The sequence below is a fragment of the Oceanisphaera sp. genome, from assembly GCF_048268965.1.
Classification (GTDB): Bacteria; Pseudomonadota; Gammaproteobacteria; order Enterobacterales; family Aeromonadaceae; genus Oceanimonas.
In genome coordinates this window covers 20,757-35,291 of the sequence record NZ_JBLWUK010000006.1, presented here as the reverse complement: position 1 = coordinate 35,291, position 14,535 = coordinate 20,757, and the positions used below count along the sequence as shown (strand labels likewise).

The 14,535-nt window shown below is 59.5% G+C and carries 14 protein-coding genes; 13 read left to right on the top strand and 1 reads right to left on the bottom strand.

Features of this window, described 5'->3' with window-relative positions; translation table 11 throughout:
• Positions 1-161: 161 nt before the first annotated feature.
• A complete protein-coding gene (gene gdhA / locus ACN0VL_RS04930; RefSeq protein WP_417615075.1) occupies positions 162-1,517 on the bottom strand; it encodes an NADP-specific glutamate dehydrogenase in 1,356 nt (451 codons plus the stop codon).
• 221 nt (positions 1,518-1,738) lie between these two features.
• On the opposite strand from gdhA, the gene gspE reads away from it, so the two are divergent.
• The 13 genes from gspE to ACN0VL_RS04865 all read left to right on the top strand — a co-directional run bounded on the left by gspE (position 1,739) and on the right by ACN0VL_RS04865 (position 14,433).
• Positions 1,739-3,454, top strand: coding sequence for a type II secretion system ATPase GspE (gene gspE, locus ACN0VL_RS04925; RefSeq protein ID WP_417615073.1), 1,716 nt, complete (start codon positions 1,739-1,741; stop codon positions 3,452-3,454).
• 1 nt (position 3,455) lies between these two features.
• Entirely contained in the window at positions 3,456-4,670 is a 1,215-nt protein-coding gene (locus ACN0VL_RS04920; protein ID WP_417615072.1) for a type II secretion system F family protein, read from the top strand.
• 10 nt (positions 4,671-4,680) lie between these two features.
• A complete protein-coding gene (gene gspG, locus ACN0VL_RS04915; RefSeq protein WP_417615070.1) occupies positions 4,681-5,109 on the top strand; it encodes a type II secretion system major pseudopilin GspG in 429 nt (142 codons plus the stop codon).
• 1 nt (position 5,110) lies between these two features.
• A complete protein-coding gene (locus ACN0VL_RS04910; protein ID WP_417615068.1) occupies positions 5,111-5,536 on the top strand; it encodes a GspH/FimT family pseudopilin in 426 nt (141 codons plus the stop codon).
• Entirely contained in the window at positions 5,529-5,915 is a 387-nt protein-coding gene (locus ACN0VL_RS04905; RefSeq protein WP_417615066.1) for a type IV pilus modification PilV family protein, read from the top strand. Before ACN0VL_RS04910 ends, ACN0VL_RS04905 begins: the two co-directional genes overlap by 8 nt.
• Positions 5,912-6,577, top strand: a complete 666-nt coding sequence (locus ACN0VL_RS04900) for a prepilin-type N-terminal cleavage/methylation domain-containing protein (RefSeq protein WP_417615064.1) — start codon at positions 5,912-5,914, stop codon at positions 6,575-6,577. The genes ACN0VL_RS04905 and ACN0VL_RS04900 overlap by 4 nt, the downstream gene beginning before the upstream one ends.
• The gene (locus tag ACN0VL_RS04895) at positions 6,567-7,469 is read left to right on the top strand and encodes a general secretion pathway protein GspK (RefSeq protein WP_417615062.1); all 903 of its coding nucleotides are present in this window, start codon (positions 6,567-6,569) and stop codon (positions 7,467-7,469) included. The genes ACN0VL_RS04900 and ACN0VL_RS04895 overlap by 11 nt, the downstream gene beginning before the upstream one ends.
• Positions 7,470-7,480: 11 nt before the next feature.
• A complete protein-coding gene (locus tag ACN0VL_RS04890; RefSeq protein ID WP_417615060.1) occupies positions 7,481-8,560 on the top strand; it encodes a PilN domain-containing protein in 1,080 nt (359 codons plus the stop codon).
• The gene (gspM, locus tag ACN0VL_RS04885) at positions 8,557-9,165 is read left to right on the top strand and encodes a type II secretion system protein GspM (RefSeq protein ID WP_417615058.1); all 609 of its coding nucleotides are present in this window, start codon (positions 8,557-8,559) and stop codon (positions 9,163-9,165) included. Before ACN0VL_RS04890 ends, gspM begins: the two co-directional genes overlap by 4 nt.
• Positions 9,162-9,716 carry a hypothetical protein gene (locus ACN0VL_RS04880; RefSeq protein WP_417615056.1) on the top strand — a complete coding sequence of 185 codons (555 nt, stop codon included), beginning with the start codon at positions 9,162-9,164 and terminating at the stop codon, positions 9,714-9,716. Before gspM ends, ACN0VL_RS04880 begins: the two co-directional genes overlap by 4 nt.
• Positions 9,713-11,809, top strand: a complete 2,097-nt coding sequence (gene gspD / locus ACN0VL_RS04875; protein WP_417615054.1) for a type II secretion system secretin GspD — start codon at positions 9,713-9,715, stop codon at positions 11,807-11,809. The genes ACN0VL_RS04880 and gspD overlap by 4 nt, the downstream gene beginning before the upstream one ends.
• 100 nt (positions 11,810-11,909) lie before the next feature.
• Positions 11,910-13,724 carry an AAA family ATPase gene (locus ACN0VL_RS04870; RefSeq protein ID WP_417615052.1) on the top strand — a complete coding sequence of 605 codons (1,815 nt, stop codon included), beginning with the start codon at positions 11,910-11,912 and terminating at the stop codon, positions 13,722-13,724.
• Positions 13,708-14,433, top strand: coding sequence for a general secretion pathway protein GspB (locus ACN0VL_RS04865; RefSeq protein WP_417615050.1), 726 nt, complete (start codon positions 13,708-13,710; stop codon positions 14,431-14,433). Before ACN0VL_RS04870 ends, ACN0VL_RS04865 begins: the two co-directional genes overlap by 17 nt.
• Positions 14,434-14,535: the final 102 nt, after the last annotated feature.

Genomic DNA, 14,535 nt, shown 5'->3' with positions numbered 1-14,535 from the left:
CGAAAGTAAAACCATAATCCTGTCGAATAAAAAGCCCCGAACCGTTAGGTTCGGGGCTTTTTCTGTATGATTAAAGAGTTCCGCCTTCGGCGAAATGCGAGAGCAAGCGTTCGCCTACAAAAGCATTTTCTTTAACGTATGGCGTGTAGCGTACCGCTTTTTTACACCACGCCCTGCTCTATCATGGCATCTGCTACCTTGCGGAAACCGGCAATGTTCGCGCCCAGCACCAGGTTGTGCGGTTCGCCAAACTCGGCAGCGGTTTCGCTGGCATTCAAATAGATATTCTTCATGATGATTTTCAGCTTTTCGTCTACTTCCTCGAAGCTCCAGCGCTGCATGCTCGCATTCTGCGCCATTTCCAGCTGACTGGTAGCCACACCACCGGCATTGGCAGCCTTGCCCGGGCCATAATGGATTTTGGCATCCAGGAACACTTCTACGGCCTCCTGGGTAGAAGGCATGTTGGCCCCCTCAGACACTCCTATACAGCCGTTAGCAACCAGCACCTTGGCATCGGCTTCGCTCAACTCGTTTTGTGTGGCACACGGGAATGCCAGCTGAGCAGAAGGTAAACGCCATACGGCATTGCCATCTTCAGGGTACTCGGCAATCGGGATAAACCTGGCTTCAGGATGTGCGGTCAAGTATTCGTTCAACCGAACCTTGCGCACTTCTTTCAGTTCTTTCAGGGTATCGAGATTAATGCCGGCCTCGTGATATATGGTGCCACTTGAGTCGGAGCAGCTGACCGGAATCGCGCCCAGTTGATACAGCTTCTCTATGGTGTAGATGGCCACGTTGCCGGCACCGGACACCAGGCAGCGTTTGCCTGCCAGGCTGTCACCCTTGCCTTCCAGCATGTACTCGGCAAAGTAGACACAGCCATAGCCGGTCGCTTCTTTACGCACCAGAGAACCGCCCCACAGCAGGCTCTTGCCGGTAAAGACGCCGTCATAGTTACCGGTCAGACGCTTGTACTGGCCAAACATGTAGCCGATTTCTCGCCCGCCCACGCCAATGTCTCCGGCGGGTACGTCTGTGGTAGGGCCTATGTGGCGATACAACTCATTAATGAACGACTGGCAAAAACGCATGATTTCGCCGTCTGACTTGCCTTTGGGATCGAAGTTGGCTCCCCCTTTACCGCCGCCAATCGGCAGGCCGGTCAAGGCATTCTTGAAAATCTGCTCGAAGCCGAGGAATTTGATGATACTGGCATTCACGCTGGGGTGAAAACGAAGGCCACCCTTGTAAGGACCCAGGGCCGAGTTGAATTCAATGCGATAACCTTTATTGACCTGTATCTTGCCTTGGTCATCCACCCAGGGAACCCGGAACATAATCTGGCGCTCGGGCTCAATCATACGTTCGATAATGGCATGCACCTGGTACTTTTCATTGGTTTCAAGGATGGGCTGTAACGAGTCCAGCACCTCCTCTACAGCCTGATAGAACTCAGCTTGAGCCGGGCTGGTCTTCTTGAGTTTGGTGATGGTGTTATGAATATACGTCACGTTATCTTCCTTGTGATATTTGTAAGCTCTTATCGGGATACAGGTTGAGACCCGTTCCTATTGAAATATGGATGTTCTATCCGGTCAATGCCTAAATACCAAATATATATATCTAAAAGTAGAATATTTATTCTATTTTGGCGTAAAACACCTCGAAATTCACCTGATCAGCGATCTCTCAGGCAGTCTATGCTTGATCCTAAGTGCAGGGAGAATCGCGTATGGATACCGAAGGGACTCTATCGACTGTAGAAGATACACGACTGGGACAAACCCTGATAGAGCAGGGACACCTCTCGGATAAAGAGCTTGTCCGACTGGAGCGAATGCGTCAACGACAGGACGATGGCAGCTCCCTGACGGTGTTACTGCTGAATCTGGGCATGATATCGGAACGAGAGCTGGCCAAGTGTCTCTCCGAACTGACCCGGCTGCCGTTGACCGCCGTAGAGGAATATCCGCTTGCTCCTCCACTCGAGGACCCCCTGCCCTATCGCTTCCTGAAAGAACATCATCTGGTGCCATTGCGCCAGGACAACCATGAATTGGTGTTGGCAATGGTCGACCCCAGAGACGAGTTTTCCATTCGCGCCATGGCCATGATGTGTCAGCTACCGGTACGGGTGCAAGTGGGGGTCAGCTCGGAAATCACCGCCACCATAGAGCGTCTCTACGGCCAAGGCCAGAGCAAGATGGGGGATATCCTCTCTGCGGTACAGCAAGAGGAAGAAACCGAAGAAAGCATCGCCCAGCTCAAGGACATGGCCAGCGAAGCACCCGTTATCCGCCTGGTCAATCTGGTCATCCAGAAGGCGGTGGATATGCGCGCTTCCGACATTCATGTCGAGCCGTTCGAAAACCGGCTCAACATCCGCTACCGCATCGACGGTGTGCTCCAGCAAAGCGAAGCCCCGCCGGTGAACATGACCCCGGCCATTATCTCGCGCATCAAAATCATGGCCCGACTCAATATCGCCGAGCGACGCCTGCCTCAGGATGGCCGTATCGAACTCAGGATCCAGGGCATGGAGCTGGATATACGGGTATCCACAGTGCCCACCATGCACGGTGAAAGCCTGGTCATGCGGCTGCTCAACCGGGAAAGTGTCATTCTCGACTTCGACGCCCTGGGCTTTGCCGAGCATACCAAGCAACGCTTTCGGCAGGTTCTGAAGATCCCCCATGGCATGGTCATGGTGACCGGGCCCACCGGCAGCGGCAAGACCACCACCCTCTATACCGCCCTTAATCAGCTGAACACCACGGCGCGCAAGCTGATCACGGTGGAAGACCCGGTAGAATACCAGCTAGAGGGGGTCAATCAAATCCACGTCAAACCCGCCATCGGACTGACCTTCGCCAGCGCCCTGCGCTCCATAGTGCGTCAGGATCCCGATGTCATCATGGTGGGGGAAATGCGCGATCTGGAAACCGCCCGCATCTGCGTGCAGTCGGCGCTGACCGGGCACCTGGTGCTGTCGACCCTGCATACCAACGATGCTGCCAGCAGCGTCACCCGCCTGCTGGAAATGGGAGTAGAAGACTACCTGCTCACTTCTACTCTCAATGGGGTGATAGGGCAGCGTCTGGTGCGGGTACTCTGCCCCCATTGCAAGGAGTGCTATCAACCATTGCCCGAACTGGTGCGAGAACTGGATCTGACGCCGCTTGCCCCGGGAGAGCCCATCCAGCTGCACAGACCCGTCGGCTGTGCCCACTGTGCCGGCACCGGCTACCACGGCCGTCTGGCCATTCAGGAGCTGCTCACCATGAACGACGATATTCGCAAGCTGGTGCTGAGCCACGCCGACGCCGGCAAGATCCAGGAGGCAGCCATCCGCAGCGGTATGCTCACCATGTACAGAGACGGTCTGCACAAGGTGCTGCTCGGAATCACCCATCTCGAAGAGGTGATCCGGGTCACCCAGGAGGCATGAGGTGGCACTCTATTATTTCAAGGCGGTCAGCCAGAACGGCGAGACCCTGAAGGGCCGGCTGGAAGGACAGAACGAGCAGGCCATAGTGCAGCAACTGCAACAGAGGGGGCTGATCCCGCTCAGCGTAGAGCAGGATAGCGGCCAGCGCCATTATCTGGGTGCCGGCTGGCTGCAGCGAGGGCGCACCGGCGAGCGCCAGATACAGGCTCTGACCCAGGATCTGGCCGCCCTGCTGAAGGCCGGCATTCCTCTGGAGCGTGCCCTGGGCATCATGATAGAGGTGCGCAATCAGGCCGGTGATATTCGCCTGCTCAGCCAGATCCGCGAAGGCATTCAGCGCGGACAGGCACTGTCGGTGGTGCTGGCCGAACAGGGTGCCGGCTTTTCTCCCTTCTATCTGAACATGATCCGGGCGGCCGAAATCTCGGGCAACCTGGAGCTGGGCCTGGCCGATCTGGCGCTCTACCTGGAACGCAGTCGTCAACTCAGGGAAAAAGCCCTGTCGGCGCTGATTTACCCCATCATACTGGTGCTGGTGTCGGCGGTGTCGCTGCTGATTATCCTGACCTACGTGATCCCCCAGTTTCAGCAGTTGTTCGCCGACATGGGCCAGACCATGCCGATGTCTACCCGCATCGTCATCGGCAGCGCCGAGTTTCTGCGCGATATGGGCCCATGGCTGTTATTGGCCCTGTTGCTGGCACTGCTCGCCGGACGGCGCCAGCTGGCCCGCCCCGAGACGCGCCTGGCCTGGGACGGTTTCAAATTGCGGCTTCCCCTGGCCGGAGAGCTGATTCGTCGACTGGAGGTTGCCCGTTTCAGCCGCAGCCTGGGCACCCTGATGAAGGGGGGCGTGCCCCTGCTCAATGCACTCACCATAGCCCGCGATACCATCAACAACCGGCGGCTGGCACAGACCCTAATTGAGGCCGCCGACAGCCTGAAAGAAGGCAAGCGACTGGCCGACCCCTTGCAGGCTTCGGGCTTGTTTCCGCCACTGGCGATACAGATGATCCGGGTTGGCGAAGAAACCGGTCAACTGGAGACAATGTTGCTGAAGGTGGCCGATCGCTACGACCGGGAAGTGGAAAGTACCATACAGCGCTTGCTGACCATTCTCGAACCGGTGCTGATCGTCGGCCTCGGCGTCATCATCGCCGGCATCATCATTTCCATTCTGGTGGCTATCCTCAGTATCAACGAACTGCCCATATAGGGAGGTAAAGATGCATTACATACATAAGTCTTCTCGACTCGGCTTCACCCTGCTCGAACTGCTGGTAGTTCTGGTCATCCTCGGTCTGCTTGCCAGCCTGGTCGGCCCCCAGGTGCTGCGTCAGCTCAGTGGTTCCAAAACCAAGACCGCCGCCCTGCAGATCAGCGAAATCGGTACGGCGCTGGACCTGTACCGGCTGGAGGTGGGCCGCTACCCCACCAGCAGCGAAGGCCTGTCGGCGCTCATCAGCAGTCCGGACAACGCCCGAGGCTGGAACGGCCCCTATCTAAACAAGAAAACGATTCCCCAGGACCCCTGGGGCAACGACTATCAGTATCGCGCCCCCGGCCAGCAGGGTGAGTTTGATTTGTTCAGCCTGGGCGCAGACAACCAGCCAGGGGGAAGCGGTGAAGATCAGGACGTGGTCAGCTGGGAGTAATATGAGAACAACCGCCTTTACCCTGCTTGAACTGCTGGTGGTGCTGACCCTGGCCAGCTTGCTGATGACGGTGGTTACTCCCCGCTTCGCCGCCCTGCTGCCCGGTGCCGAACTTAAAAGCTACAGCCGGCAGACTGCCGCCCTGCTCAGACTGGCCCGCAGCCAGGCCATCGCCAGCGGAGAGGAAGTCATGCTGGAACTCGACCCCGACACCCGCTCTTCACGCATAACGGGCCAGGCAAAGCCCTCTTCCTGGCCGAAACAGATAGCAGTATCTTTCGCTGATACCGCCAATGACCCGGGGGCCAACCTCACCTTTTATCCGGATGGCAGCGCCAGCGGCGGCACCCTGCTCATCGCCGGGCGCGAGCGGCACTACCGGATAGAAGTGAATTGGTTGACCGGCAGGATACGCCTCCATGACTAGACAAAGAGGGTTTTCACTGCTGGAAGTACTGGTGGCCTTTACCATACTGACCATCACTCTGGGGGTGTTGCTCAATATCTTTTCGCTGGCCATTCGCACCACTCACTCGGCCCTGCAGCAACAAAAGGCCATGCTGCTGGCGGAGTCGAAGCTGAACGAGCTGTATGCCGACACCACACTGCAACCGGGGCGCGAGCGGGGCTGGCTCGACGAGCACTACTGGTGGGAAACCCGAATCGAGGAATTCGATACCCGGGAGCTGATGGACAACCAGTCCATGCTGCTTCCCTATCGGCTGTCGGTGGTGGTGGGCTGGGGCCAGCATGACCAGCACTATCGACTGACCACACTGCGACTGGTCAGGCAGGAGGCCAGATGAAACGGCAACACGGCTTTACCCTTCTGGAACTGGTGGTCTCCCTGACCCTGATGAGCCTGCTATCCGGGCTGATGTTCGGCGGTTTCCGCCTCGCCGGCCGGGCCTGGGAAACGGTAGGCGAGCGCAATGCCGACCACAGTGAGCAGATACAGCTGCAACTGTTTTTGCGCAACCTGCTGGAACGGGCAGAAGAACATTATGTGCATGATCACCGGCAGCTCCCGCTGCTGTCCTTCCAGGGAACCGAACACTCCCTGGTGTTTCTGGCTCCGCAACCCCGGCGACGGAGCAGCTCCGCCGAGCCGGTCTGGTTTTACCTGGCGCTGGACAGCTCGGATCCCCAGCATCCTGTGCTATCGCTCAAATCACAGCCTCTGGTTGCCGAGACAGAGGCGCAAGAACAGACTCCGCCTTTCGACTGGAACCAACTGCTGGACGACTTTCGCCAGCCGGATCTGATCCCCCCCCTGCTGGAACTGGAGATAGCCTCGTTCAGTCTGCATTACCTGCCGCCAGACGAGCAGAACCAGCCTGACTGGCAATCCGAGTGGCTGGAGCAGGAGCAACTGCCGGCCCTGATCCGCCTGCAGCTGGACCCGGACTGGCCGCCGCTGGTGGTTGCCTCCCGCCGGCACCGCTACGAGATCATGGATGAATATTAAACAAAACCGGGGCATAGCCCTGATCAGCGTGTTGTGGGTACTGCTCCTGCTGACCCTGCTGGCCACCGGCCTGTCTTTAAACAGCCGCAGCCAGGCCCAGCAAAGCGCGAACATCACCCACGGGACTCAGGTTCGCCATGCCGCCGATGCCGGCCTGCAACTGGCTCTGCTGATGCTGGCGCAGCCGGAAGAGCAGCAAATCTGGCTGGCAGACGGTAGCGCCAACCTGGTCATGCTGGACGACATCGAAATCCGGGTTGCCCTGTTCAACGAAAGCGGCCGTATCGATCTCAATGCCGCCGGCCCCGAACTGCTTGGCGGCCTGCTGACCACCGCCGGGGTCGATGACGATCTGCGTGCCCGGCTGGTGGATGCCATCATGGACTGGCGCGATGGCGACGATCTGCGCCGGCTCAACGGTGCCGAAGCCGATGACTATCTGGCCGCCGGGCTGGATTATGGTCCGGGCAATGCGCCTTTTCTGGCGGTGGACGAACTGTTGCGGGTGCTTGGCATGACCCCCGACATTTACCGGCAGATCAGGCACAGCCTGACCCTGAATAATCCACAAAACAGCATCAACCCGCTTTATGCCCCGCGCCAGGTGTTGCTGGCACTGCCGGGCACCGACGAGCTCACCGTCGATCAGTTTATCGCCGACCGGCGTCGCCGCCACGAAGAAGGTCAACCGGCACCAGCAACCGATATCTTCCCTAGGCTCTTGCTCTCCGACGACTCATCTGGAGTCAACTACACTATTTATACCGAAGCTCGAATGAACACCGTTTATCGTTACCGGCTGACAGCCAGCCTGCTTGACCATGGCGGTATACCCATTCTGGAACAGATCACACAGGCCTTCACCCCGCTGTTCATCGAGCCAGATGCTTAACGGAGATCCCTATGGATGGGGAAAAACTTACCCAGCAGCTGCACCATTACGGCCGGTTACTGTGGCAATGGCTGTCGACCTTCTGGCGCTGGTGGAGCCGGCAACTGTTCAGTCTGCTGCCCGCGTCAATCAGTCACCGTCTGCTCGCCCAGAAACAGCGGCTCTGTATTTATAACGAACAAACACATTACCGGCTGGAGCTGACCCCGCACGGCGAACAACTGCTGCTGGATGATCACGCAGAGCAGAGCGGCTTGCTGGCAGACATGCTGCGTCAGGCAGACAGCGTCCACTTGTGCCTGAACAGCCAGGACATGCTCTATACCCATATCAGTCTGCCGGCGGCAACCGCCGGCAACCTGGCCGATGTACTGCGCTTCGAGATGGATAGACATACCCCATTCAGGGCCGAGCAGGTCTATTTCGGCTATCGCATGGCCGAGCGGGATAAACAGCAGCCCCACATCCGGGTTGAACTCTTGCTGGCACCGCGCGCACAGGTGGATGCGCAGCTGACCGAGCTGAATCTGCTTGGCCTGAACCCCACTGCCCTGACCGATGTCGAGCATCCCCTGGCGCCGGTGATTCCGCTACAGGCTCCCGCCAACCTCGCCACCGGCAAGGCCCGACGACTGAAGGCCCTGCAGGGTGCCCTGGTGATGTTCATGCTGTTTTTGCTGTTCGCCGGGCCGCTTTACTACCGGCAGCACCGTATCGAGGCCCTGAGTGCCAAGCTGGAGATACCGCGACAGCGGGCAGAGCAAGCCTCGGCTCTCAAACGGCAACTGGAAGAGCTGCAGCAAAACCGGCAATTTCTGGCACGGGAAGGGGCCACCCGGGCAGCGGTATTGCCCCTGCTGGATGAACTGACCCGCCAACTCCCCGACCATACCTGGCTCAACCGCTTCGAACTGCGCAACGACAGGGTGCAACTGCGCGGCGAGTCCGCCAGTGCCTCCGAACTCATCGGCATTCTGGAAGCCTCTCCGCTGTTTTTCGATGTACGCTTCAGTTCTCCGGTAACCAATAATCCGGCCACCAACAAGGATCGTTTCGTGATCGATGCCCGCTTCGGCGAGGAGGGATCATGATCCACCTCAGTCAGCGCCAACAACAGGCGGCGGCCCTGGGCCTGCTGATCGTGGTTCTGTTGCTGGTTATCAGCCTGTTTATCATCCCTTTGTTCGGTCTGTTCTGGCAACAGAGTACCGTGATCAGGCAACTCGAAGATCGGCTTGACCGCTACCAGCAGCTGTCGTCCGAGCTGGAGCAGATCGAACAGTCACTGCAACAGCTGCGCGCAACCACCCCCGATAACGGCCTTTATCTGCCGGAACGTCGCCCCGCTCTGGCCTCGGCCTGGCTGCAGCAACACTTGAACCAGCTGGTCAGCCACAGCGGCGGCCAGCTGGTCAGTATCCAGAATGCCCAGCCCACCCTCGACAGCCCGCTGCAAGGGATCATGCTGCGGGTGCACCTGCGTAGCGAGATCGATCAACTGGTGCCCTTGCTTCATGCGATCGAATCGAGACAACCCGTCCTGTTCATTCAAGATCTGGTGATCACCGCCAATACGCGCCGCTCGCGTATCATTCGCAACAGGGGGAGCCGGCGTCAAAGCTCGAGGGTCCGAAGAAACCCTTCGCTCGATATCCGTTTCGACCTGGTCGGTTATACCCAGAAGGAGCCACTATGAAGCGCCTGCTGCTGCTCGTGCCGCTATTCTGGCTAATGAACGCCCGGGGCCAGGACAGCCAATTCCCGACCCCTGACTACCCCCCGCTCGAACAATTCGAGGAAATCAGCCAACGGCCCTTGTTTAACGATAATCGCCGACCCAGGGTCACTGAAAACAACGACGATATCGGCGCAAACGCCGCCGCCCTGCAGAAAAAGTGGCGTCTGACCGGCGTGGTATGGGAAGGTGAGCAACAGCTGGCCCTGTTCGGCGAACGTCAGGGTGAAGGACGCATGAGGCTCAAGACCGGCATGTATCTGAGTGGCGACTGGCAACTCGAAGCCATCGAACTCGACGGTGTCAGGCTCGGCGATGGCATCCAGAGCTTTCGTCTGACGCTGTGGGAGCCGAGACAGCCCCCAACCCGGAGCGTCTCCAGCAAGGCACAGCTCCTCGACAATAATACCGGTTATTTGCACGAAGCAACCACAGCACCGGATACCAAGGCTGCAGAAGCAGCCACGTCGGACGATAACAATAAACAGGGAAGTAACGGGGAATCACAATGATCGACTCACATCAGAGAAAACGGCTGCTTATCGGTGTCTCCTGCCTGCTGCTGATTGCCTGCACCACCCCCAGCGGAGACAGATCCACCCTCGACAAACCCTGGGGCCAGGCCAGAGTGACCAGCAGCTATGATCCGGTCCGGCTTCCGCCCCGTCATGACGATGGCCGCCCCGGCCCCGCCGCCACTCCAACCGGCCCGGAGACTCGCCCGGTAACCCGCTCCGAGATTTACCGCGGCACGGGCAACTTCGTCAAGCTCGGGCAGACCGGCAAGACGCCGGCGAATACCGCCGCCCCCGGTGACATTACCCTCAACTTTCAGGGGTCCGACATTGGCGAGGTGGTGAAGACCATTCTTGGAGATATTCTGCAGCTTAACTATTCGCTGGACGAAAGAGTGCGCGGCCAGGTCTACCTGCAAACCAACAGCCCCATCGGGAAAGAAGCTCTGCTGCCCACCCTGGAAAGCCTGCTGCAAACCCACGGTGCCGCCCTGGTGCACAGCAATGGCCTGTTTACCGTGCTGCCCACCACCGAAGTGCATGCCTCCATGCTGAACCCTCAGCTGACCCCTACCGCCGCGCGCGGTTATCAGATGCTGATTTTACCGCTGCGTTATATCGGTGCCCGGGAAATGGAGAAAATTCTCGAGCCGGTCAAGCCCCGCCAGGGGGCCATGATGATAGACGACAGACGCAACATGCTCACCCTGGTCGGCAGCCGCGACGAGCTGGTCAACATTCGCGACACCGTCAACCTGTTCGATGTGGATCAGCTGCGCGGCATGTCGGTAGGCCTGTTTCGGCTGCAGGCCAGCAGCGCCGACGTAATCGCCAGCGAACTGCAGGCAATTTTCGGTGACCAGGCCGAGGGCCCCCTGGCCGGCATGGTGCGTTACCTGCCCATTGAACGGCTCAATGCCCTGCTGGTGATCACGCCGCAGGAAAGATACCTGACCGACGCCCGGGTGTGGATAGAACGGCTGGACAGGGCCGAAAACCCGCGCGGACTGAACATGTATGTGTATCACGTGCAAAACGGCAGAGCCGATCATCTGGCTACCCTGCTCAACCAGCTGTTCGACAGCCAGCGACGCAACCGCGGCGAAGCGCCATCCCAGCCCTCGAGCAACAACCCGGAAGAAAGCGGCACTCCAATCCAGATCCCGACCGGCATCAACGCCGCCAACCTGGACGTGGGTGAAGTGAGCGTGATTGCCGACACCGAACGCAATGCCCTGGTGGTAATGGCCGCCAGCGCCGACTACCAGAAGGTGGAACAGGCGATCAAGCGACTGGATCAGCTGCCGCTGCAGGTGCTGGTGGAAGCCACCATTGTAGAGGTCAGTCTGGAAGACGAGCTGCGCTACGGATTGCAGTGGTTCTTTAAAAACAGCCTGGGCGGCGGTCGCAGCGGTGTGGGAGCCATTGGTTCATTGCCCATCCCCTCTCCCTTCGACGGCGGTCTGGTCGCCAGCGCCAGCTACGAGGTATTCAACGCCAGCGGGACCCGTGCCCTGCTCACCGCCCTGGCCAACGACTCCAAGGTCAACGTGATTTCCTCTCCCACGCTGATGGTGCTGGACAACCAGAAGGCACTGATCCGGGTGGGCGATCAGGTCCCCATTCGTACCTCGGAAACCACCAACCTCAACAGCGATGTCGGCAACGTGACCAGCACCATCCAATACCGAGACACGGGCGTGTTGCTGGAAGTGACGCCCCGGGTCAACGCCGGCGGCATGGTGGTGCTGGAGCTGATTCAGGAGGTGAACGACGTTGCCACCACCACCAGCTCCAATATTCAGTCCCCCACCATCACCCAGCGCAAAATCGATACCCGGGTGGCGGTGCAAAGCGGCGAAACCCTGGTATTGGGCGGACTGATCCGCGAGAACAAGTCCCAGGACAGCCAGGGGGTGCCCGGTTTGCGCCACGTCCCTGTGCTGGGCTGGCTGTTCGGCAGCAGCGGCACCAATGTAAGACGCACCGAGCTGGTGGTGCTGATCACCCCCACTGCCGTAGCCAACCCGGCCGACGCCCGCGCCGTTACCCGGGAATATCGCCGCAAGCTGCAGCAGGTGGCGATGTAATACCCGAATTGCAACCGTCAACCCTCGGTGAGCAAGGAAGCAGCCCGGGATAGTCCATAGCTTCTATAGTAATGAGTATCTGTACCCAGGGATGGTCATCATGTACGACACTTATTTCGGCCTCAGCGAACTGCCTTTTTCCATTGCGCCCGATCCGCGTTATCTCTACCTCAGCCAGCAACACAGAGAGGCGCTGGCCCATTTGCAGTACGGGCTCGCCTGCCCGGGCGGCTTTGTGCTGCTGACCGGTGAGGTGGGTACCGGTAAAACCACAGTGTGTCGCTGCCTGCTGGAACAGATTCCGGACAACACGGATCTGGCCTTTATTATCAATCCCGGCCACTCGGTCAGGGAGCTGCTGGCCGCCATCGCGCAGGAGCTGGAAATCAAGGTGGCGGCATCTGCCAATGCCAGACAGCTGACCGATGCCATTCATCATCATCTGCTGGACGCTCACGCCAAGGGGCGTCAGACGGTGTTGATCATCGACGAGGCTCAGAGCCTCTCCATAGACCTGCTGGAGCAGGTCCGGCTACTGACCAACCTGGAAACCGACACCCACAAGTTGTTGCAGATTATTCTGCTGGGGCAACCTGAGCTGGCCGACACGCTCAGGCAACCCGAGCTGCGCCAGCTGTCGCAACGGATCACCGCTCGCTATCACCTGTCGCCTCTTACCTTTACCGAGATGAAGGCCTATATCGCCCACCGGTTGTCGGTGGCGGGTGTAGCAGCGACGCTGTTCCGGCCCAACAGCCTGCGACGGCTGTATCGCCTGACCGGCGGTGTGCCCCGGCTGATCAATGTGATCTGCGATCGGGCCTTGCTGGGGGCCTATGTACAAAGGTTGCCCCGGGTCGATCTGGGCACACTAAACCGTGCCGCCATTGAAGTACTTGGAACGGCACCTGACCGCCGAGGCTGGTGGCTCGCCACGGCCGCCGGTCTGCTCGCCCTGGCGGTTGCCGGTGGCTGGCTCGCCCAGTCAACCTGGCCTGTCGGCGATAATCTGGCCAGACTGACCGCCATGGTATCTGGCGATATCGCTCCCCGGTCACTGAGCATAGAGCAGGACGAGCCTGCCATCGCCTCCCCTACCTCGGGTGCAGAGCCGCCCTCGCCGGCTCTGCCCATCTCGACACCCGAACCTCCGGTAGTGGAGCCAGAGCTTCCGTTATCGACGCCAGAACCCCAGGCATCGCAACAGGTCAGCCAGCTTCTCGAACCCGCACCGGCTGCCCCTGCTCATCATAACGACTCTACTACACGGCAGGATCTCTGGCACTGGCCTGCCGCCTTAACGACCGACTTGAGCCAGGCGATGGCATACCGGCATCTGTTTGCGCTCTGGGGGCTCGATTACGAACCGACGGAACACCCGGTGGTCTGCCCCTTCGCTCGCCAGCATCAACTTGAATGCGCCTTTCAGGATGGCGATCTCGCCACCGTTCAACGGCAGAATCATCCGGTTATCTTCCGGCTCGAACACCCGGCCAAGGGAGCCGTTTATGCCACCCTGACCCGTATCCATGACCAGTGGGCAGAGCTGATGGTCGGCGGCCGGCTCAAGCGCATTTCATTGGCAGAGCTGGCCGCCAACTGGCCCAATAACTACGTCTTGCTATGGCAACTGCCGCCGTATTATCAGGCGCCACTTCGTCCCGGTAGCAGAGGTGAAACCGTCGCCTGGCTGGAACTGCAACTGGCCCGTTGGCAGGGGCGAGCGCCGCGCAGGCAACAGAGATACTACGACAAGCTACTCGCCGGTGATGTCCGGGCATTTCAACGCAGCAAGGGGTTGACCGCAGACGCCGTTTTTGGACCACAAACCGGTATTTATCTCAGCGCCAGCCTGCTGACCAACCTGCCCAGGCTCACCGGCCCACAGGAGCTCACCAGTGTCATACATCCTTGATGCGTTGAAACAGTCGGAACACCGGCGAACTCGACAGACACCAACGAAAGGAGTCGTCATTCAGGCCGCCTTCCCCGCCGCCGAGCCGGCCCCCCGCTATCGGCACCGGTTATGGTGGCGACTGGCCTGCCTGCTGCTGGCGCTGATGCTGGGATATGGCCTGGGCAACATAGGATCAAACTGGCTGCAACCCCCGCCGCTAGCCACTCGGGTACCCGGCCCCTCCGCTGGCTCTGCGCCCCCAGAGGAGACGACACCCGCGCAACCGACCAGCACGAGGGTCACGACGACGACCAGCATACCTATAGTCATGGACTCCGCCCCGGTGCGCATCTTGCTGGAGGAGCCTCCTGCATTGATCATCCAGCCCCCTCCGGGAGCCCGCACGGCTGCGGCTCCCGCCCCCGTGATAGGCAGTCCCAGACCCATGATACCGCCTACGCCCGTCTCCACTCCCGAGCCCGGCTTCGACCCGGGAGTGCCGGATCTGCGCGAGCTGCCAGCCAGCATTCGGGCCAAACTGCCCACCTTGATGCTGTCGGTTCACATCTACTCGGCCACCGCCAGCAACCGGATGGCCAGCATCAATGGCCAGATGCTGCGGGAAGGCCAGCAACTCGGGGCCCTGCGGCTAGAAAGCATCACTCCCAGGGGCGTTATTCTGAATATTGAAGGGCAAGAATTTCATTTGAAGTCTGTCGGGGAATAAACAAGCGATTCGGCCATCCCGGAGCAACACTGATATCCCCATTCAGGGCCGATTTCGGCTTTGTAATACGCATATTCAATACCGCCGTCCTCCCCGGATGGT